Annotated in this window: 21 protein-coding genes and 1 riboswitch; of the genes, 11 read left to right on the top strand and 10 right to left on the bottom strand. The window is 71.6% G+C overall.

Features of this window, described 5'->3' with window-relative positions; genetic code table 11:
• Window positions 1-129 precede the first annotated feature (129 nt).
• Genes ACQEV1_RS04760 through ACQEV1_RS04750 form a run of 3 tightly spaced genes read left to right on the top strand, consistent with a single transcriptional unit; the run spans window position 130 to window position 3893 of the window.
• Window positions 130-2517 (top strand): phosphoketolase family protein, encoded by a 2388-nt coding sequence (locus ACQEV1_RS04760; RefSeq protein WP_433391632.1) that lies wholly within the window; start codon window positions 130-132, stop codon window positions 2515-2517.
• Window positions 2518-2530: 13 nt separating this feature from the next.
• Window positions 2531-3565, top strand: a complete 1035-nt coding sequence (locus ACQEV1_RS04755; protein ID WP_433391630.1) for an acetate/propionate family kinase — start codon at window positions 2531-2533, stop codon at window positions 3563-3565.
• A gap of 16 nt (window positions 3566-3581) precedes the next feature.
• Window positions 3582-3893 carry a hypothetical protein gene (locus ACQEV1_RS04750; protein ID WP_433391628.1) on the top strand — a complete coding sequence of 104 codons (312 nt, stop codon included), beginning with the start codon at window positions 3582-3584 and terminating at the stop codon, window positions 3891-3893.
• Between the two features lie 28 nt (window positions 3894-3921).
• On the opposite strand, the gene ACQEV1_RS04745 is transcribed toward ACQEV1_RS04750, so the two are convergent.
• From ACQEV1_RS04745 to ACQEV1_RS04735, 3 genes are read right to left on the bottom strand one after another with little or no spacing between them, the layout of a single operon-like run.
• Window positions 3922-4509 carry a dihydrofolate reductase family protein gene (locus ACQEV1_RS04745; protein WP_433391626.1) on the bottom strand — a complete coding sequence of 196 codons (588 nt, stop codon included), beginning with the start codon at window positions 4507-4509 and terminating at the stop codon, window positions 3922-3924.
• A 4-nt stretch (window positions 4510-4513) separates the two neighbouring features.
• Window positions 4514-5113 (bottom strand): dihydrofolate reductase family protein, encoded by a 600-nt coding sequence (locus ACQEV1_RS04740; protein WP_433391624.1) that lies wholly within the window; start codon window positions 5111-5113, stop codon window positions 4514-4516.
• Between the two features lie 42 nt (window positions 5114-5155).
• The gene (locus ACQEV1_RS04735) at window positions 5156-5713 is read right to left on the bottom strand and encodes a YceI family protein (protein ID WP_433391622.1); all 558 of its coding nucleotides are present in this window, start codon (window positions 5711-5713) and stop codon (window positions 5156-5158) included.
• A 119-nt stretch (window positions 5714-5832) separates the two neighbouring features.
• Between ACQEV1_RS04735 and ACQEV1_RS04730 the strand changes: the two genes are divergently transcribed.
• The gene (locus ACQEV1_RS04730) at window positions 5833-7272 is read left to right on the top strand and encodes a PLP-dependent aminotransferase family protein (protein ID WP_433391619.1); all 1440 of its coding nucleotides are present in this window, start codon (window positions 5833-5835) and stop codon (window positions 7270-7272) included.
• A 24-nt stretch (window positions 7273-7296) separates the two neighbouring features.
• Here the strand turns inward: ACQEV1_RS04730 and ACQEV1_RS04725 are convergent, their stop codons facing one another.
• Window positions 7297-8652, bottom strand: coding sequence for an FAD-binding oxidoreductase (locus ACQEV1_RS04725; protein ID WP_433391616.1), 1356 nt, complete (start codon window positions 8650-8652; stop codon window positions 7297-7299).
• Window positions 8653-8708: 56 nt separating this feature from the next.
• Entirely contained in the window at window positions 8709-9581 is an 873-nt protein-coding gene (locus tag ACQEV1_RS04720) for a cupin domain-containing protein (RefSeq protein WP_433391614.1), read from the bottom strand.
• A gap of 100 nt (window positions 9582-9681) precedes the next feature.
• Between ACQEV1_RS04720 and ACQEV1_RS04715 the strand changes: the two genes are divergently transcribed.
• On the top strand, window positions 9682-10599 hold the full coding sequence (locus ACQEV1_RS04715) for an MBL fold metallo-hydrolase (RefSeq protein WP_433391611.1): 918 nt from the start codon (window positions 9682-9684) through the stop codon (window positions 10597-10599).
• A 40-nt stretch (window positions 10600-10639) separates the two neighbouring features.
• Here ACQEV1_RS04715 and ACQEV1_RS04710 read toward each other — a convergent pair whose 3' ends face one another.
• Window positions 10640-11638 carry a ribonucleotide-diphosphate reductase subunit beta gene (locus ACQEV1_RS04710; RefSeq protein WP_433391608.1) on the bottom strand — a complete coding sequence of 333 codons (999 nt, stop codon included), beginning with the start codon at window positions 11636-11638 and terminating at the stop codon, window positions 10640-10642.
• The gene (locus ACQEV1_RS04705) at window positions 11635-13887 is read right to left on the bottom strand and encodes a ribonucleoside-diphosphate reductase subunit alpha (RefSeq protein WP_433391605.1); all 2253 of its coding nucleotides are present in this window, start codon (window positions 13885-13887) and stop codon (window positions 11635-11637) included. The genes ACQEV1_RS04710 and ACQEV1_RS04705 overlap by 4 nt, the downstream gene beginning before the upstream one ends.
• Window positions 13888-13984: 97 nt before the next feature.
• A riboswitch (cobalamin riboswitch) is annotated at window positions 13985-14200 on the bottom strand.
• A 172-nt stretch (window positions 14201-14372) separates the two neighbouring features.
• Here ACQEV1_RS04705 and ACQEV1_RS04700 point away from each other — a divergent pair.
• From ACQEV1_RS04700 to ACQEV1_RS04680, 5 genes are all read left to right on the top strand, one after another.
• Window positions 14373-14732, top strand: coding sequence for a hypothetical protein (locus tag ACQEV1_RS04700; protein ID WP_433391602.1), 360 nt, complete (start codon window positions 14373-14375; stop codon window positions 14730-14732).
• A gap of 163 nt (window positions 14733-14895) precedes the next feature.
• A complete protein-coding gene (locus tag ACQEV1_RS04695; RefSeq protein WP_285575158.1) occupies window positions 14896-15378 on the top strand; it encodes a cation:proton antiporter regulatory subunit in 483 nt (160 codons plus the stop codon).
• A gap of 13 nt (window positions 15379-15391) precedes the next feature.
• Window positions 15392-16558 carry a cation:proton antiporter gene (locus ACQEV1_RS04690; RefSeq protein ID WP_285575156.1) on the top strand — a complete coding sequence of 389 codons (1167 nt, stop codon included), beginning with the start codon at window positions 15392-15394 and terminating at the stop codon, window positions 16556-16558.
• Window positions 16559-16647: 89 nt separating this feature from the next.
• Window positions 16648-17640 carry a phosphotransferase gene (locus tag ACQEV1_RS04685; protein WP_433391598.1) on the top strand — a complete coding sequence of 331 codons (993 nt, stop codon included), beginning with the start codon at window positions 16648-16650 and terminating at the stop codon, window positions 17638-17640.
• Entirely contained in the window at window positions 17624-18382 is a 759-nt protein-coding gene (locus ACQEV1_RS04680) for a hypothetical protein (RefSeq protein ID WP_433391595.1), read from the top strand. The genes ACQEV1_RS04685 and ACQEV1_RS04680 overlap by 17 nt, the downstream gene beginning before the upstream one ends.
• An 8-nt stretch (window positions 18383-18390) precedes the next feature.
• On the opposite strand, the gene ACQEV1_RS04675 is transcribed toward ACQEV1_RS04680, so the two are convergent.
• Entirely contained in the window at window positions 18391-18759 is a 369-nt protein-coding gene (locus ACQEV1_RS04675) for a hypothetical protein (protein ID WP_285633221.1), read from the bottom strand.
• Window positions 18760-18829: 70 nt separating this feature from the next.
• Here ACQEV1_RS04675 and ACQEV1_RS04670 point away from each other — a divergent pair, with 70 nt between their 5' ends.
• Complete coding sequence (locus tag ACQEV1_RS04670; RefSeq protein WP_433391591.1) at window positions 18830-19618, top strand: endonuclease/exonuclease/phosphatase family protein; 789 nt, start codon at window positions 18830-18832, stop codon at window positions 19616-19618.
• On the opposite strand, the gene ACQEV1_RS04665 is transcribed toward ACQEV1_RS04670, so the two are convergent.
• Window positions 19587-20843 carry an FAD-dependent oxidoreductase gene (locus ACQEV1_RS04665; RefSeq protein ID WP_433391588.1) on the bottom strand — a complete coding sequence of 419 codons (1257 nt, stop codon included), beginning with the start codon at window positions 20841-20843 and terminating at the stop codon, window positions 19587-19589. The two genes, ACQEV1_RS04670 and ACQEV1_RS04665, sit on opposite strands and share 32 nt — an antisense overlap.
• A 47-nt stretch (window positions 20844-20890) precedes the next feature.
• Window positions 20891-22456 (bottom strand): DUF4214 domain-containing protein, encoded by a 1566-nt coding sequence (locus ACQEV1_RS04660; protein ID WP_433391586.1) that lies wholly within the window; start codon window positions 22454-22456, stop codon window positions 20891-20893.
• Between the last annotated feature and the right edge of the window lie 29 nt (window positions 22457-22485).

Below are 22485 nucleotides of genomic sequence, written 5' to 3'. Positions count from 1 at the left end.
CACCCCCGCGACGGGACTTTCGTCCCTCACCTCGTCCGGCCGCCGGATGGTGGGCTTGGTGCCGGCCCGGTCCGGACCGTCCCGACCGGGTAGGGCACTGACCTGACGCCGAGATGAGGGGAACCCGCGATGCTCACCGATGAGGAGATCCGGCCGATCGACGCCTGGTGGCGTGCCGCGAACTACCTGTCCGCGGGCCAGATCTACCTGCGCGCGAACCCGCTGCTGCGTGAGCCGCTGCGCCGGGAGGACATCAAGCCCCGGCTGCTCGGGCACTGGGGCACCTCGCCGGGCCTCAACTTCTGCTACGCCCACCTCAACCGCGTCATCACCGCGCGCGACCTGGACATGATCTACATCATGGGGCCGGGGCACGGCGGCCCGGCGGCGGTCGCGAACGCGTGGCTGGAGGGCACCTACTCGGAGGTGTACCCGCACGTCTCCCAGGACACGGCCGGGATGGCGCGGCTGTTCCGGCAGTTCTCCTACCCCGGCGGCATCCCCAGCCACGTCGCGCCCGAGACGCCGGGCTCCATCCACGAGGGCGGCGAGCTCGGCTACTCGCTCGCGCACGCGTACGGCGCGGCCTTCGACAACTCCGACCTGATCGTGGCCTGCATCATCGGCGACGGCGAGGCCGAGACCGGGCCGCTGGCGGCGAGCTGGCACTCCAACAAGTTCCTCGACCCGGCGAAGGACGGCGCGGTCCTGCCGATCCTGCACCTGAACGGCTACAAGATCGCCAATCCCACCGTGCTCGCGCGCATCCCGGAACGGGAGCTCGAAGCGCTGCTGGAGGGGTACGGGCACCGCCCGATCATCGTGAGCGGCGACGACCCGGCGGTGATGCACCGGCTGATGGCGGAGGCGCTGGACGAGGCGATCGGCGAGATCCTCGCGATCCGGCGGCAGGTACGGGAGACGGGCGCCACCGGGCGGCCGCGGTGGCCGATGATCGTGCTGCGGACGCCGAAGGGCTGGACCGGCCCGAAGGAGGTCGACGGACTGCCGGTCGAGGGCACCTGGCGGGCCCACCAGGTGCCGCTCGCGGGCGTACGGGACAACCCGGCGCACCTGGCGGAGCTGGAGGCGTGGCTGCGGTCGTACCGGCCCGAGGAGCTGTTCGACGCCGACGGGCGGCCGGTCGCGGGCGTGCTGGCGGCGCCGCCGGCCGGCGACCGGCGGATGAGCGCGAACCCGCACGCGAACGGCGGCCTGCTGCTGCGCGACCTGGAGCTGCCGGACTTTCGCGCCTACACCGTCGCGGTCGACGCGCCCGGCACCAAGTCCACCGAGCCGACCCGTGCCCTCGGGGCGTACCTGCGCGACGTCGTCGCCGCGAACCGGGACAACTTCCGCATCACCGGGCCGGACGAGACCGCCTCGAACCGGCTGTCGGCGGTGTTCGAGGTCACCGACCGGGTCTGGGCGGCCGACGTCCTCAAGGTGGACGAGCACCTCGGTCCGCACGGCCAGGTCATGGAGGTGCTGAGCGAGCACCTGTGCCAGGGCTGGCTGGAGGGCTACCTGCTGACCGGACGGCACGGCCTGTTCAACTCCTACGAGGCGTTCATCCACATCGTCGACGCGATGTTCAACCAGCACGCCAAGTGGCTGGAGACCACCCGGAAGATCCCCTGGCGGCGGCCGGTCGCGTCGCTGAACTACCTGCTGTCCTCGCACGTCTGGCGCCAGGACCACAACGGCTTCACCCACCAGGACCCCGGCTTCCTCGACGTCGTGATGAACAAGAAGCCCGAGGTCGTCCGGGTCTACCTGCCGCCGGACGCGAACACACTGCTGTCGACGATGGACCACTGCCTGCGCTCCCGCGACTACGTCAACGTCGTCGTCGCGGGCAAGCAGCCGGCGCTCGACTGGCTGTCGCCGGAGGACGCGATCCTGCACTGCACCCGCGGCATCGGCATCTGGGAGTGGGCCAGCACGCCTTCTCCCCAACCAACCGGCCCCGCCGACCTCCACGGCGCTGGCACCGACCCCGACGTCGTGCTCGCCTGCGCGGGCGACATCCCGACGCTGGAGACGCTCGCCGCCGTGGACCTGCTCCGGCGGTACTTCCCCGGCCTGCGGGTGCGGGTCGTCAACGTCGTCGACCTGATGCGCCTGCAACCCGACACCGAACACCCCCACGGGCTCTCCGACCGGGAGTACGACGCGATCTTCACCGTCGACCGGCCGGTGATCTTCGCCTTCCACGGCTACCCGTACCTGATCCATCGCCTCACCTACCGGCGCACCGGGCACCATCACCTCCATGTCCGCGGCTACAAGGAGGAGGGCACCACCACGACGCCGTTCGACATGGTCATGCTCAACGACCTCGACCGGTTCCATCTCGTCATGGACGTCATCGACCGGGTCCCCTCCCTCGGAGGCCGGGTGGCGAACGTCCGGCAGGAGATGGCCGACGCGCGGCTGCGTGCTCGCGCGTACACCCGCGAACACGGCGAGGACATGCCGGAGATCTCCGGCTGGACCTGGCCCACCACCGACTGAGAGAGGAGCGCACGTGCGGATCCTCGTGGTCAACGCCGGGTCGTCCAGCCTGAAACTCAGCCTGCTCGACCACGACGACACCGTCCTCGCCCGGCCCGCCGGCCTGGACGACCTGCGCGACCTGCCCGCGCCGGACGCCATCGGGCACCGCGTCGTCCACGGCGGCGCGGAGTTCACCGACCCGGTCCTGATCGACGACGACGTCGAGGCGCGTCTCCGCGCCCTGACCGAGCTGGCGCCCCTGCATCAGCCCAAGTCCCTGCACGGCATCGACGCCGTACGCGCGGTGCGGCCCGGCGTCCCCGAGGTGGCCTGTTTCGACACCGCCTTCCACGCCCACCTGCCCGAGGCCGCGGCGACGTACGCGCTGCCCGCCGCGTGGCGGGAGAAGTACGGCATCCGGCGGTACGGCTTCCACGGGCTCTCTCACGCCTATGCCACCCGGCGCGTCACCGAGCTGCTCGGCCATGTGCCGGAGCGGCTCGTCGTCTGTCACCTGGGCGCCGGCGCCTCCCTGTGCGCGGTGGCGCACGGACGCTCCGTCGACACGACCATGGGCTTCACCCCGCTGGAGGGCCTGGTCATGGCGACCCGGTCCGGCAGCGTCGACCCCGGCCTGCTGCTCTGGCTCCAGGAGCGCACGGGCCTCGCGCCCGGCGAACTCGCCGACACCCTCGAACACCGATCCGGGCTGCTCGCCCTCACCGGCACCGCCGACATGCGCGAGATCGGCGAGGGCCTCGGCCTGGAGGTGTACCTGCACCGCCTGCGCGCCGGCGTCGCCGCGATGGCCGCCGCGCTCGGCGGGCTGGACACGCTGGTGTTCACCGGCGGCGTCGGCGAGCACGCGACAGGGGTACGCCGCCGTGCGGCGGAGGGGCTGGGCTTCCTCGGCGTCGCACTCGACCCGGCGCGCGAGGACACCACCGACGCCGAGATCGGCGTCCCCGGCGCCCCCGTACGCGCCTTCGTCGTCACCTCGCGCGAGGACCTGGAGATCGCCGCCGGGGTCCGCGCGCTGTGTGACCGCCGCGCAGACGCCTGGTGAAGTCCTCCAGGCCGGCGTGACGAAAATGCAGGCGGACAACAAGCTGCCCGGTGCTCATCGGCATGGTCCGCGACGGCGACAGGGTCGAGTACGCCCACCGAACGCGAACTACATCCCCAACTACGCGCTCGGGGTCGGGCGGGTCCCGACCAAGTGCGGCGAGGTGTTCACGCACACCGGCGAGGTGCTCGGCTACGCGAGCACCTGGATCAGCAGCGGCGACGGCCGACGCCAGGTAGCGATAGCCCGGAACGAGTACCACCTGGTCCAGGGCGACCGCTCGGGATGGGACACGGCCCTGGACGCCTACTGCGCGACCGGACAGTAGCCCTCTCCGACCATCAGCAGGCTCCGGGTCACGGACGGCGGATGCGGTAGCGCATGTGCGTGACGTGCTGCGCGAGATCCTCGACCTGCGGAGTGGTCAACCGGCGGACCGGGTCGAGCTCGATGTGCTCGGCGGGCAGGCCGTCGAACAGCCTTCGTCCCTGCCCGAGCAGGACCGGTACGACGTGTAGTTCCAGTTCGTCGAGCTGCCCTGCCCGCAGCAGCGCCTGCCCCGCCCCGGCACCGTGCACCATCACGTCGCCGTCTCCGGCCGCCGCGCGGGCCTGTGCGGCGCACTCGTGTACGTCGGTGACGTAGCGGACGCTGCCCGGCGGCGGATCGTCCGGCAGGTCGTGGGTCAGAACGAAGATCGGGACGCCGTCGTGGTGATCGCCGTGCCAGCGGTCGGCGTGCTCGTAGGTGCGGCGGCCGGAGATGAGGGCGCGGGTGGCCAGCGCCTCGGCGTTGACCTGTCCGTTCGGTCCCGGGTCGTTGCGCCGATCGAGCCAGTTGAAGAGCCGGAACCCGCCGATGCCCATCGGGTTGTCCGGGCTGTCCTGCGGCCCGGTGACGTAGCCGTCCAGGGACATGGTCATGTACAGCCGGATGATCGCCATTGCCTCAGCCCTCCGTCCTCACGCGGTAGCGCAGGTGCGTCACACCCGGCCCGTCCACGTCGCGGAGCAGTTCGAGCTCGATGTGGTCGGGTGGCATGTCGTCAAAGAGCGGTTCACCCTGTCCGAGCAGGACCGGGACCAGGTGAATCTGCAGTTCGTCGAGCACACCGGCGGCGAGTGCCAACTGAGCGGTACGGGCTCCGTGGACCAGTACGTCCTTGTCACCGGCCGCGTCCTTGGCCATGCTCACCGCGGCCGCGACGTCGCTCACATAGGTGACCCCGGGCCATCGCGGCTCGGGATCGGGCTGACGGCGGCTCAGGACGAAGATCGGCACGCCGTCGTGGTGGTCGCCGCCCCAGCCGTCGGCGAGCTCGAACGTCCGCCGGCCGACGACGACCGCCCCGGTGGCCATGGCCTCGTCCATGACTTCACGGTTCACGCCCGCCAGGTGGCTGCCTGTTCTGTGCTCGGCGTCGGCATCCGGCAGAAACCACTCGTGCAGCCGCTGCCCTTTGTCACCGAGCCCGTTGCCCGGCCCCGCGTTCGGCCCGGCGATGAACCCGTCCACCGACATCGACATGTACAGCACGGTCTTACTCACGTCTTCAATCCTTTCGGTACGTACGAAGGTGTGCGACGAGGGTCATCGCGGGTCCGGTCCGGTGCTCGTGAACTCGATCTCGATAGCGATCTCTATGGTGTCGGCGACCACGAGTTCGCCGGCGCCGAAGCCGAGTTGGATGTCGACACCGAACGCGGCACGGCTGATGGTGGTGGTCGCCGAGAACCCGGTGCGCTGCACGCCGGACGGGTCGTCGACGACGCCGAGGAACTCGGCCTCCAGCTCGACGGTGCTGGTGACACCGTGCAGGGTCAGCTCGCCCACCAGGATGAAGGTCTCGCCGTCGAAGCCGCGGACCTCGGTCGAGGTGAACTCGATCTGCGGGTACCTCTCCACGTCCAGGAAATCGGCCGACCGGATGTGCTGGTCACGCTGTTCATTGCCGGTGCGCACCGAGGCGGGGTCGATGAGGGCGGTCACCCGGCCGCCGCCCTCGCCGACGCTCAGCGCCGCCGAGACGAGCGCGAACGTCCCCCTGACCTTGCCGACGCCCATGTGGCGGACCTTGAACGAGACAGCGGAATGAACCGGATCGCCGACCCAGGCGCCGGCGGCGAGCGTGCTATCGACAGTGATCATGGCGTACAGGGTTCCCTCTGTTCGTTTGCGGCTGGTGACACGTTCATCAACGGCACCCGGTGCATCTGTAGGTCAGCTCACCTTGGCAGGAATCGGTCATGCCGATAAGGTCCGATTCCGTGGGCCGATCGGGTACCAATTCAGGGCTGGCCGAGGACCTGCTCATCGAGCTGAACCGCGATGGCAGGGTGCCTCTGCACCGGCAGATCGAGGCGTCCATCCGCGCGAGCATTCGGGCGGGCCGGCTGCGAACGGGCGCGTCGCTGCCACCCACCCGCGCCCTCGCGGCCGGCCTCGGGGTTTCCCGCGGGGTGGTCGTGGAGGCCTACCAGCAGCTCGTGGCCGAGGGCTACCTCGCCAGCCGATCGGGCGGGTACACCCAGGTCGCCGCGTCGATGCCGCCGGTCGCCGCCGACACGGGCTCCACGGCTTCGACGGTGCGGCCGGCCGCGCGCAGAGCCGGCTTCAGGATCGACTTCGGGTACGGGCGCACCGACGTGTCGCAGTTCCCGCGGGCGGCCTGGCTGCGCTCGATCCGCACCGTGCTAGCGACCACGCCCAACGACCGGTTCGCCTACCTCGACGGGCGGGGCGTGCCGGAACTGCGCGAGGCCCTGTGCGACTACCACAACCGGGTGCGCGGCACCTCGTCGGTCCCGGACAACGTGGTGATCTGCAACGGCTACGCGCAGGCCATCTCGCTGCTGATCCAGGTGCTCGCCCTGCACGGCGCCAGACGGATCGCCCTGGAAGACCCGTCGTCCGACGACGACGCCCGGGTGCTGGCCGCGGCCGCCGGTCTGGACGTGGTCGGCATCCCGGTGGGTCCGGACGGCGTCCAGGTCGATGCGCTCCATCGGGCCGACGCCGATGCGGTCGTGCTCACGCCGTCGCACCAGTGGCCCACCGGGGGAGTGCTGTCGGCTACGGCGAGGGCCGAGGTGATCCGCTGGGCGAAGCACCGCGGCGCGATCGTGGTCGAGGACGACTATGACGCGGAGTACCGCTACGACCGGTCGCCGGTGGGCGCCATGCAGGGCCTGGCGCCCGACCATATCGTCTACTGCGGTACGGCCAGCAAGACGCTCGCGCCGGGGTTGCGGCTCGGCTGGATGGTGGTGCCTCCCCAGCTGGTCGCCGACGTCGCCGCGGCGAAGGTGCTCGCCGACCGCGGTTCGCCGGTCATCGAGCAGTTGACGTTCGCCGACTTCCTCACCCGCGGCGAGTTCGACCGCCACCTGCGCCGGATGCGTCCGGTGTACCGCCGCCGCCGTAACGCGCTGCTGGGCGCCCTGCGCACTCACCTGCCCGATCTGGAACCGGCCGGGATCGCCGCCGGGCAGCATGTGGTCGCCTGGCTCCCGCCCGACCTCGAGGAGGCGGCGGTGGTGACGGCCGCCGCCCGGCACGGGCTCGGCATCAAGGGCGTCGGCCCGTACCGGATCGCCGACACCGGACCGGGTGGCCTCATCTTCGGCTACGCCCCCCTTGGCGAGACCGCGATCGCCGAGGGGGTCGCGCTGCTGGCGACGGCCATCCGGGAGGTACGGGGAGCCTGATCCCGTACGAGCGGCACCGGCGCGTCACTGTGCCGGGCGGATGTTCTGGTTCAGGTGGAACACGTTGGCCGGGTCGTACGCGGTCTTCACCGCGGTCAGCCGGGCCAGCTTCGCGGCCGAGTACGCCCGCCGTACGCCGCGCCGCCCATCGGCCAGTTCGTCGGCCGTCAGCGCGTTGACGTACACCCCGCTCGCATAGGGTTCGAGCGCCGCACCGGCGGCGCGGGCCGCACCCATCCTGGCGTCGTCCTCGGCCGGGTCGGTCCAGCGGGAGCCGGCGCCGAACTCGAACATCGTGCCGCGGTGGCTGAACGCCGCGTCCGCATCCGGGACATCCGCGATCGCGCCGCCGTGCGCCTGCAGGTCGACGCCCGGCAGGTACGGGCTGGAGCTCAGGTCGGTGCCGCCGCGCAGCAGGAACGCCTCGATCGCCGCGGTCGGGAATCGCCGCAGGTAGTGCCCCTTGGCGTAGCGGCGGTAGGCGTGGCCCCCGGTGGTGTCGTTGCGCTGCTGGAGGTCGAGGTAGGACGGTGTGGTGACGCGCGACGCGAGGGGACGCCCGAGCGCCCGCATCGCGGGAAGCAGCCGGCGGCCCTGCTCCGGGTCGCCGACCCACACGAACCCCACCGTGGCGATCGGGCCGGCGGGACCGCTGTCGACGGCGGCGGTGAACGTCGCCTGCCGGGGCGCGACGGCGTTCAGGTCGCGCCAGCGCTCGATGACCGGGACGGCGTCCTCGGCGCGGAAGTCGAACTCGGCGACCAGCGTCCGCGTGCCGGTGTGATGCAACGCGAACTCGAACTCCGTCACGATGCCGAAGTTGCCGCCCCCGCCGCGCAGCCCCCAGAACAGGTCGGGATTCTCGTCGCGGCTCGCGGTGACCAGCTCCCCCTCGGCGGTGACCATCGTGTAGGAGATGACGTTGTCGCAGGCCAGGCCGTGCTGGCGAGCCAGCCAGCCCATGCCGCCGCCGAGCGTGAGCCCGCCGACGCCGGTGTGCGAGACGTTGCCGGCGGTGGTGGCCAGGCCGTACGCCTGGGCCGCCCGGTCCAGGGCACCGAGCAGTGCCCCGCCCTGCACCCGGGCCCGGCGACGGACCGGGTCGATCCGCACACCGCCCATGGGCGTCAGGTCGATCATGAGACCACCGTCGGGCACGGCGAAGCCGGCGGCGTTGTGGCCGCCGCAGCGCACGCCGATCTCCAGGTCCAGTTCCCGGGCCATCCGCACGGCGGCGACCACGTCGGCGACGCTCGCCGCGCGGACGATCATGCGGGGACGCCGGTCGATCATGGCGTTCCAGACGGTACGGGCGGTGTCGTAACCGGCGTCGCCGGGCATGAGGAGCCGGCCGTCGAAGTGAGTCGCTGTCGTTGTCATGCCACTCAGCCTGACAGGAATTGGTACCCGCAATAAGGTCCGATTTCAACGGCCAATCAAGGACCAATTTTGGCGTGGGGCGGTGGTGCGCTCGCCCCGCGTGCCGCCTTGCGGTACCGACCCGGGGTGGTCCCGAACTCCCGCTGGAAGGCGTGTGAGAGTGCGTACGGGCTGCCGTAACCGACCCGGCCGGCGATGGAGGCCAGGGTCTCCGACGTCTCCCGGAGCAGGGTGGCGGTGAGGATGATGCGCCACCACGTGAGGTACGCCATCGGAGGGCGGCCGACCAGGGTGGTGAACCGGCGCGCGAGGGTGGGGCGGGAGACGTTCACCTCCGCGGCCAGGCGCTCGGTGGTCCACGGGACGGCCGGATCCGAGTGCAGCGCCCGCAGGGCGCCGGCCGTCACCGGATCACCCAGCACGCGTGGCCAGGCTCCGCTGGTGGCCTCGCTCATCCAGGCGCGGATCATGTAGACGAGGAGCAGGTCGAGCAGGTGCGGCAGCGCGACGCAGGAGCCGGGCAGCCTTTCGTCCAGCTCACCGGCGAGCAGGTCGATCGCGGCGCGCAGTTCCCGGTGACCGCCCACGCGGCTGGGAAGGTGGACGACCTGCGGCATCTCCGCCAGAAGCGGATGGATGCGGCTGCAGTCGAGCCGGTACCGGCCGCAGAGGATCTCCGTCTCGCCGCGCTGAGGCCGTTCGGTGAGCACATGGCCGGTGCCATGGGGCAGCAGCACCGCGTCACCCACGCCGAGGGACACCGGGTCACCGTCGTCGGGAAGCAGCCGGCAACCGCCCTTGAGCACCACGTGAAAGCCCGCACCGCCGAACGGGTCCAGCCGCGTGCACCAGCTGCCGCTCATCCGTACCCGCTCGGACGAGGGGTGCCCCAGCCGCACGGCGGAGATCGCGTCGCTCACCACATCCATCCATGGACTGTAGCCTCCGTATGGTCTGTGAGCCGGAAGCGTATCTCGGTGAGCCAGATGCGCATTGAGACGCTCTTCCGCCTTTCCTACGGTCGAGTGCATGACAAACGAGAGTGTGCACCGCCTCGTGCTGGGCGATGTCGAGGTCATCCGGGTCGTGGAGTGGCAGGGCCCGTTCGTGCCCGTCTCCGGCTTCCTCGCGGAGACCGCCGGCGAGGTGTGGAAGGACAATGAGGACTGGCTGGCGCCGGACCACTGGGAGCCGGATACCGACCGGGCGGTGGTGGCGCTGCAGACCTGGGTACTGCGCAGCGGCGGGCGGACCGTCCTGGTCGACACCGGAGTGGGCAAGGGGCGCGAACGACCGGGCTCGCCGCGGTTCCACCACTGGCAGGGCGATCTTCTCGGCCGCCTGGCGAAGGCCGGCATCCGCCCGCAGGACGTCGACGTCGTCGTCAACACCCACCTGCACGTCGACCACGTCGGCGGGAACACCGTCGAGGCGGACGGGGAGTGGGTACCGGCGTTCGCCAACGCCCAGTACCTCATCCCGTCCGCCGACGACTTCCACTTCGGCCCGGAAGGCGCCTACGGCGACGGCTCGCAGGCGGACGGCCGCCTGATCTACGAGGACAGCATCGCGCCCGTCCACCGGGCCGGGCAGGCCGTGCGTTGGGACGGTCTCCACCGCATCGACGAGCACCTCACCCTGGAGTCCGCGCCCGGCCACACGCCCGGCTCGTCCGTGCTGCGGCTCGCCTCCGGCGGCGACAGGGCCGTCTTCGTCGGAGACCTGCTGCACAGTCCGGTGCAGATCCTCCGGCCCTGCCGCAACAGCAACGCCTGCCTGGACCCGGAACAAGCGGTGGCGAGCCGCCTGCGTGTCCTCCAACGCGCGGCCGACCAACGGGAACTGCTGGTTCCCGCGCACTTCGCCGGTGACGCGGGTGCCGTGGAGGTCCGGCGGCGAGGCGACGGATTCACCCTCGGCCCCTGGGCGACGCCGCCTGGATCATGACACCGATGAGCTCCTCCGCCGGCGCCCCTGGAGCTCGGCCTCAGAACGCCTCGTCGAGGCTGACCGTCCCTTCCACGGCGACCTGGTAGGCCGAGACCCGGCGTTCGAAGAAGTTGGACAGCTCCTGCACGTCCTGCAGCTCCATGAACGCGAACGGGTTCTCCGCGCCGTACCGCGGCGGCATGCCCAGCCGGGCGAGTCGCTGGTCGGCCACGTAGCGCAGGTAGGTGTGCATGTCCTCCGCGCTCATGCCGGGCAGGCCGTCGCCGCAAAGATCGTGGGCGAAGGCCAGTTCGGCGGCGACGGCCTCCTCCAGCATCGCCGTCACCTGCCCGGCCAGCTCCTCGTCGAACAGCTCCGGTTCCTCGGCGCGTACGGTGTCCACGACGCTGAAGGCGAACTCCATGTGCATCGACTCGTCGCGGAAGACCCAGTTCGTGCCGGAGGCCAGACCGCTGAGCAGGCCGCGCGAGCGCAGCCAGTACACATAGGCGAAGGCGCCGTAGAAGAACAGGCCCTCGATGCACGCGGCGAAACAGATCAGGTTGAGCAGGAACGCCCGCCGGTCCGCCCTGGTGCGCAGCTGCCGCAGCTCGCCGAGCGAGTCGATCCAGCGGAAGCAGAACTCCGCCTTGTCGCGGATCGAGGGGATGTTCTCCACCGCCGCGAACGCCCTGACCCGCTCGTCGTGGTCGGGCAGATAGGTGTCGAGCAGCGTCAGGTAGAACTGGACGTGCACCGCCTCCTCGAACAGCTGCCGCGACAGGTACAGGCGCGCCTCGGGGGCGTTCAGGTGGGCGTAGAGGTTCAGCACCAGGTTGTTGGACACGATCGTGTCGCCGGTGGCGAAGAACGCGACCAGCCGGTTGACCAGGTGCAGCTCCTCGGGCGTCAGCCGGGCCAGGTCGGCGAGGTCGGAGTGCAGGTCCACCTCCTCCACCGTCCAGGTGTTGCGGATCGCCGCGCGGAACCGGTCGTAGAAGTCCGGATAACGCATGGGCCGCAGCGTCAGGTCCATGCCGGGGTCCAGCAGCGTCATTGGCACGCCTCGCAGGTCTCGGGGTTCTCCAGGGAGCAGAAGACGGCCTCGGCCGCCTCAGTCGCGGTCACGGTCGTCTGGGCGATACGCGTCGCCGGGCGTGAGCGCAGGTAGTACGTGGTCTTCAGGCCCGAGCGCCACGCGTAGGCGTACATCGACGAGAGCTTGCCGATGGTCGGGCTCGCCATGAACAGGTTCAGCGACTGGGACTGGTCGATGTACGGGGTCCGTGCGGCGGCCAGGTCGATCAGCGCCTTCTGCGGCAGCTCCCACGCGGTCCGGTACAGGGCGCGCAGATCGTCGGGCAGCTCCTCGACGCCCTGCACCGAGCCGTCCGCGCGCTTGATGGCGTCGCGTACCCGCGGCGTCCACAGGCCGCGCTCCTTCAGGTCCGCCACCAGGTAGGTGTTGATCTGCAGGAACTCCCCCGACAGCGTCTCGCGCTTGAAGACGTTGGACACCTGCGGCTCGATGCACTCGAAGCAGCCCGCGATGGAGGCGATGGTCGCGGTCGGCGCGATCGCCACCAGCAGCGAGTTGCGCAGCCCCACCTGCCCGATCCAGTCCCGCAGCGCGTCCCATTCCTCGGCGTGCACCGGCGCGGCGTCCGGCCAGTGGTCCGGGTGCAGGACGCCGCGGGCGGCGCGGGTGCGGTCGTAGGACGGGTGCGGGCCGTACGCGGCGGCCAGCGTCGCCGACTCCCCGTACGCCGCGAGCGCGATCTCCTCGGCGATCCGCGTCGACAGCGCCAGCGCCTCGGGTGAGTCGAACGGCAGCCGGAGCCGGAAGAACACGTCCGCCAGGCCCATCACGCCCAGGCCGACCGGCCGCCACCGCCGGTTCGCCTCGGCCGCCTCCGGCGTCGGGTAGAAGCCGCGGTCGATCGTACGGTCCAGGAACCGTACGGCCGTACGGGCCGTCGTCCGCAGTGCCGCCCAGTCCACGCCGTCGCCGGTCACGTGCGCGGCGAGGTTGATGGAGCCGAGGTTGCACACCGCGGTCTCGCCGTCGGAGGTCACCTCCAGGATCTCGGTGCACAGGTTCGACAGGTGCACGACGTTGCCGGGCTCGGCGGTCTGGTTGCAGGCGCGGTTGGCCGCGTCCTTGAACGTCATCCAGCCGTTCCCGGTCTGCGCGAGGGTGCGCATCATCGCGCCGTACAGCCGCCGCGCCGGCAGCTGCCGGACGAACCGGTCCTCGGCCTCGGCCGCGCGGTACGCGACGTCGAACTCCTCACCCCACAGGTCGACCAGTTCCGGCACCTCCTTGGGGTCGAACAGCGACCAGACCTCATCGGCCTCGACCCGGCGCATGAACTCGTCCGGCACCCAGTTGGCCAGGTTGAGGTTGTGCGTACGCCGCGCGTCCTCGCCCGTGTTGTCGCGCAGTTCGAGGAACTCCTCGACGTCGGCGTGCCAGGGCTCCAGGTAGACGCACGCGGCGCCCTTGCGACGCCCGCCCTGGTTGACCGCCGCGACGCTCGCGTCCAGGGTCCGCAGCCACGGCACGATGCCGTTGGCCAGGCCGTTCGTGCCCCGGATCAGCGAACCCCGGCTGCGGACCCGGCTCCAGGAGATCCCGATGCCGCCCGCGTACTTGCTGAGCCGCGCGACCTGCCCGTACCGCTCGTAGATGGCCTCCAGCTCGTCGCGCGGTGAGTCGAGCAGGAAGCAGGAGGACAGCTGCGGGCGGGCGGCGCCGGAGTTGAACAGGGTGGGCGAGCTGGGCAGGTACGCCAGCCGCGACATCAGCCCGTACAGCTCGGCGGCCTCGCTCACGCTGTCGGCCAGCCCGCACGCGACGCGCAGGAGGAAGTGCTGCGGACGCTCCAGCACGCGGCGCGTCTCCGGGTGCCGCAGCAGGTAGCGGTCGTACACGGTGCGCAGGCCGAAATAGGTGAACCGGTCGTCGGCGTCGTGGTCGACCAGGGCGTTCAGGCCGGCCGCGCCGCCGGCGACGAACGCGGCGGTCCGCTCGTTCAGCAGGCCCTCGGCGTAGGCCGCCGCGACGGACTCCGCGAAGGTCACCGGCCCCGTCTCCTCGGCGATCGACCGGGCCAGCAGCCGGGCGGCCACGGTCGAGTAGGCCGGGTCGGTGACCACCAGGGACGCGGCCTGCCGGGCGGCCTCGGCCAGGTCCGCGGCGGCGCCGACGCGCCGGGGATCGGCGTCCGGCAGGCCGGCGCAGGCGCGTTCGACCTCGGCCGCGATCGGCAGGGGGGTAGTCGGCGCGACGAGCTCTTGTGTCACGTGCTCTCTCCCTCGGGAACTTCCGCTCCGCGAGAAGGCGCGCACGACGACGGAACTCGCCGCCGGCCCTCCCGCGAGGCCTGGACGACCGCACGCTCGCGCGCACGGGCCGCTGGCAGGTCTTCGGACTCGCGGGCGCCTCGCCCATCGGACGCGTCCTACTGGCCGTCGCTTCCCGGGCCCGTCGGCCCAGTGCCGTTGACGGCGGTCGTTTCCCGCTCACCGCTGCGGGGCAGTCCCGGACTCACACCGGGTTCCCTCTTGTCTCACCGGTCCCATCGGTCCCTGGTGAACCAGCAACGCCAGAACCATACATCTAGGGTTTGTCTTGCGCCACCACCCCAAGATGTTGGCCATGTCGGTTCCGCAGAGTCGTCACGTACGCCGGACGGGACGCTGGCTATAGGCTCGACGGCGAGTAGGCGATCGGGACATACCGCCGCGCGACGCCGCGGGTGATCCCACAGGACGGAAGGGCGGGGGCGGTGACGGAGGACCCTACGCGCCGGCGGCGGCCGGCCGTGTCGCTGCCCGTCGCACTGCTGCTCGCCCTGTGCGCGATCCTCACCCCCGCCCTCATCTCGACCGGCGGCGGCATGGCCGCCGCGTCCCCGGCGAAGGCCGAGATGGCGGTGACGGGAGCCGCCTGCCCGCTGCTCCGGCCCGGTGCCGCGCCCCGGCTGGACAACGCCGAGAGCAAGCCGCTCCCGGCCGCCGCCCTGCCGGCCGCCGCGCGGCCCGGCGCTGTCATGTGCGCCCGGTCGAACCCGCCCGGCACCCGAGTGACGACCACCGCCCTCGGCCGGTTCACCCGTGACGGCCGCGCGCCTCCGTACGCGTACTGACCTGGGACGTTCCGCGAGGAGTCGTCCCCGTGGAACAGCGCTGACACCGGCTCGCCGAGCCGCCTTCTCACCGGCCCTCGCCCGCCCCGCACCACGGGCCCGGCGTGGCTGCCGTCTACCCGCCATCAAGGCGGAACACCACCGAACCAAACAGGGAACAGCCGTGGACGTCGAACGCACCGCTCTGCCCGGAATCGGGCTGCAACACGTCTTCACCACCGCCAAGGGCCGCCGGATCGGCGCGATCTCTCATCGCGACGGCCGCCGTGACCTGCTCGTCTACGACCGTGTCGACCCCGACACGTGCGTGCTGACGGTGCCGCTCACCGTCGAGGAGGCCAACGCGCTCGCCGAACTGCTCGGCTCCGCGCGGATCGTCGAACGCCTGACCGAACTGCACCGGCAGGTCGAGGGTCTGGTCAGCTCGCAGATCCCGATCGCCGCGGGCTCCCCGTACGACGGGCGTACGCTCGGCGACGCCCAGATCCGGACCCGGACCGGTGCCTCCATCGTCGCGGTCGTCCGCGACGGGAACGTCGTCGCCAGCCCGCGCCCGGACTTCGGCTTCCAGGCTCGCGACATCGTCGTCGTGGTCGGCACCGCGGAGGGGACCGCCGCCGCGGGCGACGTCCTCGCCACGGGATAGGCCGCGGACGCATATGACGGGTCAACTGATCGAGCTCGGGGCCATCATCCTCGCCCTCGGGCTCCTGGGGGCCGTCTCGGTACGGTTCTCCATCTCCCCCATTCCCCTCTACCTGCTGGCCGGCCTCGCGTTCGGCTCCGGCGGAATCCTGCCGCTGACGACCAGCGAGGAGTTCGTCTCGCTCGGCGCCGAGGTCGGCGTGATCCTGCTGCTGTTCACGCTCGGCCTGGAGTACACCCCCGACGAACTCGTGGCCACGTTGCGCACGTCCGCGCCGGTCGGCCTGGCCGACCTCGCGCTCAACGCCGCACCGGGCGCGATCGCGGCGATACTCCTCGGCTGGGGACCGGTGGCTGCCGTGGCGCTGGCCGGCGTCACGTGCGTCACCTCCTCGGGCATCACCGCCAAGGTCATCGGCGACCTGGGCTGGCTGGGCAACCGGGAGACGCCCGCGGTGCTGTCGGTCCTGGTCTTCGAGGACCTCGCCATGGCGGCGTACCTGCCGATCCTGACCGCCCTGCTCGCCGGGGCCGGGCTGCTGGGCGGCACGCTCACGCTGCTGATCGCGGCGGGGACCATCAGCGTCATCCTGTTCGTGGCGCTGCGGCACGGCACGATCGTGGAGCGTTTCGTGGCCAGCCCCAGCCAGGAGGTGCTGCTGCTGAAGGTCCTCGGACTGACCGTGCTGGTCGCCGGGCTCGCCCAGCAGTTGCAGGTCTCGGCGGCCGTCGGCGCGTTCCTCGTCGGCATCGCGGTGTCGGGGCCGCTCGCTCACGACGCGCGGCAGCTCATCGCCCCGCTGCGCGACCTGTTCGCGGCCGTCTTCTTCGTGTTCTTCGGCCTTCACACCGACCCGACCGAGCTACCGCCCGTCGTCGGGATCGCCGCGCTGCTCGCGGTGGCGGGCATCCTCACCAAGTCCGCCACCGGATGGCTGGCCGCCCGCCGCGCCGGAGTCGCGGCGACGGGACGCCTGCGCGCCGGGACGGCGCTGGTCCCCCGAGGGGAGTTCAACATCGTCATCGCCGGCCTGGCCGTCACGGCCGGCGGCGACTCACGTCTGGGCCCCCTCGCGGCGGCGTACGTTCTCATCCTCGCCGTCGCCGGGCCGCTCCTGGCCCGCGCCGCCGAACCCTTCGCCCATGCCGTACGGATGCGACGGTCGACGGCCGGTTCGTAACGACGTTCACCGGGGCCCGCGGGCCCCGGTGAACCGTCCGGGCGGATATCGCGGTGCGGAGGCGGCCGCGACCGCCTAACGTGACCGGCGTGAGGGCACGGCCGGAAGACCTCGATGAGGAGCGCCTGCTCCGGGCGCTGGACGCGTGGGGCATCGGTGCGACGTCGCTGGAGTACGCGCCGGTCGGTTTCGGCGACCACCACTGGATCGCGGCCGGCGGCGGGGAGAAGTGGTTCGTCACCGTCGCCGACCTCCGGCTCAAGGGTGAGCCGGACGCGCACGCCGCGCTGCGGCACCTGCGTGCGGCCATGGACACCGCCGCGGCCCTGCGCGACCTGGCCTTCGTGGTCGCGCCTCTGCCGGCCGCCGGTGGCGAGACCGTACGCCCGCTCGGCCCTCGGTACGCCGTCAGCGTCTTCCCGTTCCTGGCCGGGACGTCCGGCGACTTCGACCGGCCGCGGACCGAGTCCGAGCGGGGCGCCGTGCTGGAGCTGCTCGCCGTATTGCATCGGCAGGCGCCTCCGGCGTCGGCGGCGGTGCTCGGCCTGGAGCTGTCAACGCGCGACCTCCTGCGGAGCGCTCTGGACGGCGCGATCGGCTGGGCGGCCGGGCCGTTCGCCGAACCCGCCAGAGCCCTGCTCGCCGGACACGCTCGGGCGATCCGGCGACGGCTGGAGGAGTTCGACCGGCTGGTCGAGGACGTGCGGACACGCGGCGGCGCGCCCGTCCTCACCCACGGCGAGCCGCACCCGGGCAACCTCCTGCGGTACGAGGACGGTCACCTGCTGGTCGACTGGGACACGGTCGGGCTCGCGCCGCCCGAACGCGACCTGTGGTCGGTCGCGGAGAGCCCGGAAGACCTGGAACGGTACGCCGACGCCGCCGGCCGTACGGTCGACGCCTCCGCCCTCGCGCTGTACCGGCTCCGCTGGGACCTCGAGGAGGTGGCCTGCTACGTCGACTGGTTCCGCGCGCCGCACGACCGTTCCCCCGACACGGAGGAGGCGTGGCAGGGACTCTGGGAATCGGTCGCCAACCTGGGTGAACGGTCCGTAGGGTCCTGCCATGATGCAAAGGCGTAGATCCTGGTGGGCCGCCGGTCTCCTCGTGCTGGGGATCGCGCTGCTGCTGAGCACCGCGCTGATCGAGGCGCTGTCCCCCGACTCCGTCGGGGCGTCGGTCCTCCTGGGCACGTTCGGGGTGATCTGCCTCGTCGTCGTGGTGGGCACGCCGCTGCGGCGACGACGCGCGGGCAGCGCGGCCACCGGCGGGCGTCTCATCGCGTCCGCGCTGGTGCTCACCCTGCTCTGCGGCGTGCTGTACACCCTGCCGCCGCACTCGGTCGTGTTCGCGGCCCTGCTGCTGATCGTCGCCGCCGGGTTCTTCACGATCGGCGTGGCGATCGTGGGCGGCGGCTACTTCGGCCTCGTCGGCGCGGTGGGCGCCGGGCTCATCTGCGCCGCCGTCATGATGGCGCCGACGCCGATCGCGCTGGCCACCATGGACCACACGGTGACGTGCGAGATCCCGGCGCAGCGCTACGCCGGCACGAGTGACGACTTCGACGTCCACTGCCCGGGCGGCAAGGTCTACCCGATCCGCTCCCGGCAGCCGCACGCGACGGGCGTGCCGGTGCGCATGCTCATCGACCCGCACGGCCTGCTCCGGCCGGAGATCGCCGACCGCGTCCACGTGCACAAGGACGAACTCGCGCTCCTGCTGTCGCTACTCCTCGGCGCCGCAACCGTGGTGGCCGCCTACGTCAACCGCCGCCGGGGCCGCGTACGCCCGGTCGTCTCCCCACGCCCCGGCTCCGGGGGCTGACTCCGGACTCAGCGGCAGCCGGCGCAGTCGTCGCAGAGGGTTTTGATCCAGGCACGCTCGCGGGGAGCGCCCGGGTTGCCGCAGGACTCACAGATCCCGGCCGACTCTCGCTCGGCGGCGTGGACGAGCTCCCTCGCCGCGTCGTCCTCCGCCTTGTAGCGTGCGGACTGGCCGGGGTCGGGCCAGTCGGTGTTTCCCATGTTCAGGTGGCGCAGCAAGCCGGTGTAGAGCTGCACGCGCAAGGTGCCGTACTTCTCCTTGACCTGCTGGACGCGGTAGGTGGGGCTGACGGCCAGCAGTCGCTCGTGCAGGCGTAGCAGCAGCGGATGCCAGCCGGGGCCGACGAAGTCGAGGTGATCGGGAATCTGCTCGGACACGAGCTCATTATCGGATCGAACTTCGGGCATCATCGCCTGAACGCCGGGTACCGGCTCGCTCATGCGGGTGATGACCATGAACCTCTGGGGCACGCGCGGAGACTGGGCGCAGCGGCGAGAGGTGCTCAAGAAGGGAATCGGCGAACTCGACCCCGACCTCGTGGCCTTCCAGGAAGTGATCGAGACCTCGTCGTACGACCAGGCCGCCGACCTGCTCGGTCCGGGATATCACCTCGCGCGCGGTGCGGCCCGCGAGACGGACGGGCAGACCATCGCGATCGGCAGCCGGTGGCCGATCGGCGAGGTGCGCGAGGCCGACCTGAACGTCACGCCGCGGACGGCCGGGTTCGCCTGCACGACGATGGCCGCGCGCATCGAGGCGCCGGACCCGATCGGGCCGCTGCTGTTCGTCAACCACTTCCCCAGCTGGCGGCTGGACATGGAGTACGAGCGCGAGCTCCAGGCCGTCGCCGCCGCGCGCCTGATCGACGACCTCTCGGACGGACAGGACCCGCACGTCGTACTGGCCGGGGACCTCGACGCGGCACCCGAGTCGGCGAGCATCCGGTTCTGGACGGGCCGCCAGTCCCTGGACGGGATGAGCGTCTGTTACCGGGACGCCTGGGAGCGGATCCACCCGGATGAGCCGGGCGTCACCTACACCCCCGACAACCCGCTCATGGTGGACGGAGACTGGCCGTTCGGGCGGATCGACTACGTGCTCGTACGCTGCGGCCTGCACGGCGGCCCCACGCTGCCGATCCGCGACTGCCGGCGGCTCTTCGCCGAACCGGTCGACGGCGTCCAGGCCAGCGACCACTACGGCGTCACCGCCGACCTCGGCGATCCGGAGCGGTGATCGCGGCGGCCGCCCGCCAACCGCTGGTGAGCGCACCCTGCACGGACGGGCTGTCGCGGTGGTCGCCGACGACATACCGGCCGTCGCCCAGCGCGACCGGACGGCGTAGCCGGTCCATGGGCGGTGACGCGTCGGGTAGCGCGTGCGGGATCCGCACGGTCGCCAGATGTTCCCATTCTCCGGTCACCGTGCCGTACACACGCGCCAGCTCGGCCCTGACCGCGGCGTGGTCGGCGTCGGGCGCCGCGACCGTGGTGGCGATCAGGTGCCGGCCGGGCGGGGCGTAGGCCGGTACGGCGTTGCTGACGACGACGGTGTTCGCGATCGACGGGCCGCCGGGCCGGCCGAACCCGTCGGCGTCCAGGACGAGCGTCGCCTCCTCCAGCGGGGGTTCGGACGCGGCGTGGTAGACGGTGGTCAGCGCGTGCATGACCGGTGCCGGTAGCTCGGGCAGCAACCGGGCGGCCGTGACCGGGTCGGTGGCGACCAGCACCACGCGTGCCCGTACCGGGCCGGAGGGGGTGTGCGCCGTGGTGCCGCTCAATCGCTCCACGGGGGTGTGGAGCCGGATCCGTTCGGCCGGCAGCGGTGCGGCGAGCGCCGCCGGCACCGCTCCCACCCCCGTACGGGGCAGACCGATGCGGCCGTGGACGAACGACCGCACGATCATGGCGAGGACGTGGCTGGAGGTGGCCAGTTCCGGGTCGGCGAACACCCCGGTGAGGTACGGGCGGACGAGACCGTCGAGCATCGCCGGGGACAGCCCGCTCATCGCCTGGGCGGTGGTGGTCTCCGGCTCGTCCAGCAGCCGCGCCGGGGGCAGGGCGGCGTACCGGGCGATGATCGCGGCCAGCCGGACCCGATCGGTGACGGTGCCGACACCGCCGACGGCCGACTCCAGCATGCCCGGCACGCCCCGCGGGTCGCGCAGCGGATGGGCGTAGCGTTCCAGCCGGTCTCCATGGCGGACCAGCACTCCGGACCGAAAGCAGCCCAGGTCCAGAGCTGCCAGGTCGACCAGGGCGGCGAGTCGTGGATACGCCGTGTTGACCACTTGGAAGCCGCGGTCCAGGAGGAACCCGTCGGTCTCGTCGGTGGCCACGCGTCCGCCGACGCAGTCGCCCGCCTCCAGGAGCAGGAAGTCGACGCCGTCGCGCTGGGCCCGCCGGGCGGCGGCCAGGCCCGCCATCCCCGCCCCGATGATCAGCACGTCGGTGTCCGTCACGTCTTTCAACTTCCCGCCGCTCGGCCGCCCAAGCGTCCAGCGGACGCCTAGACGCAGCCGTCGAACGCGACGTCGACCGGGGTGGGTGAGAACGTGCCCGAGGCGGTGCCGGCCGAGATCGACGCGGCGAAGTCGACGTTCGGGCACTTGCTGACGCCGCTCACATGGCTCCACTTCATGGTGTTGCCGGTGATCGTGGTGTGCAGCATGCCGGTCGCGCCGATGCCGGTGACGACCCGGGCGGTCTGCGAGCCGGTGGTGTTTCCGGAGATCTCACCGCCGCTGCCGGTGTTGGACTTGGGCCCGAACCAGGAGCGCGTCCCGTCGACCAGCCCGATGACGTAATGGGTGTTCGGGCTGGTCCACATCGTGTTGCCGCTGATGGTCGCCCCGGTGAAGCCGACGGTCGCCGGCGTGTCGGACGGCAGCGGGTCCAGGCCGAGACCGCCGTACGCGGAGTTGCCCGCGTTCAGCACCGTGTTGCCCGTGACCTTGGACTGCTGGGCGACCGTGGCGCCCGTCACCGGCTGCGAGCGGTAGAGCACGATCGGGACGTCGGAGGCGTCCACGATCTGGTTGTCGCTGACCGTGGCGTCCTGGCAGGTCACCGCGACGCCGTCGCTCCAGGTGTTGGTCTTGACGTGGTCGCTGGAGTAGGCCGTGATCACGTTCCCGCTGATCTCGACGTCGGCGCAGGCGTACCCGTCGAAGGCGCCCAGCGCGTACACCGCCTGCGGCCCGGCGGAGTTGGAGATCTTGCTGTTGGTGACGGAGGTTCCGGTGCCGCCGTCGAGCACGACGTTGTCGCGGCTCGCGTCGGAGTTCTCCGGGGTGTCGCGCGCGCCGTCGACCCAGACGTTCTCCAGGTGGGCGCCGTCGCCGAGCTCGACGAGCCGGTCGTTGAACGCGCCGTCGCGTACGAGCCGGCCCATCGACGCGTAGTGGCGCGGGTCGGGGCGACCGGTGGTCGCGAGGGTCACCCCGGCGGGGATCCGCAGCTTGGCGCCGAGCCGTACGACGGCCTTCGAGGCGAGGTAGACCGTGCCGCCCTTGGGCGTGGCGTCGAGGACCTTCTGCAGGTCGGCGCCGGTGCCGGTGAACCCGCTGCCGCCGGTCGGCAGGGTCAACGCCGGGATTGTGCCGAACTGGTACGACGAGCCGCTGCCGTCCCTGACCCCCGTGCAGATCTTGGGCACGAGCGCGGTGAACTCCCCGCCGGTGAAGAACTTGTCCACGACGGTGGACCAGGCCATGCCGCCGTTGAGCTGCCCGATCCAGTTGTCGAAGCCGGCCTCGTCGGGCTCGCGGTTGATCGCCCCCCGGTAGAGGGCGAGCACCTTGGCGTCGTCGTCGTACCCGAGCCCGGCGAACTCCGAGGAGGTGTAGATGGACCGCCCGACGTTGGCGAGCGTGGTGACGTTGCAGCCGTCGGACTGGAAGTACGCGACGTCACCCTGCCAGCCCGCCTGGTCGGGGAGCCGGCCGAGCGCCTCGGTGTACTGCTTGGCGATGAACTGCCCGGGAACGTAACCCGCGTCCGCGTGCGCCGCCGTGACCGGTGCGAGCACCGTCGCCCCCAGCGCGACCGCCAGGGCCCACCGTCGAAAAGCCACCCTGTTCCTCCGTCCCCGAATCCGTCGAA

Source organism: Actinoallomurus sp. CA-142502, from assembly GCF_050936355.1.
Taxonomy (GTDB): domain Bacteria; phylum Actinomycetota; class Actinomycetes; order Streptosporangiales; family Streptosporangiaceae; genus Actinoallomurus; species Actinoallomurus iriomotensis.
This window is presented reverse-complemented; position numbering and strand designations above follow the sequence as displayed.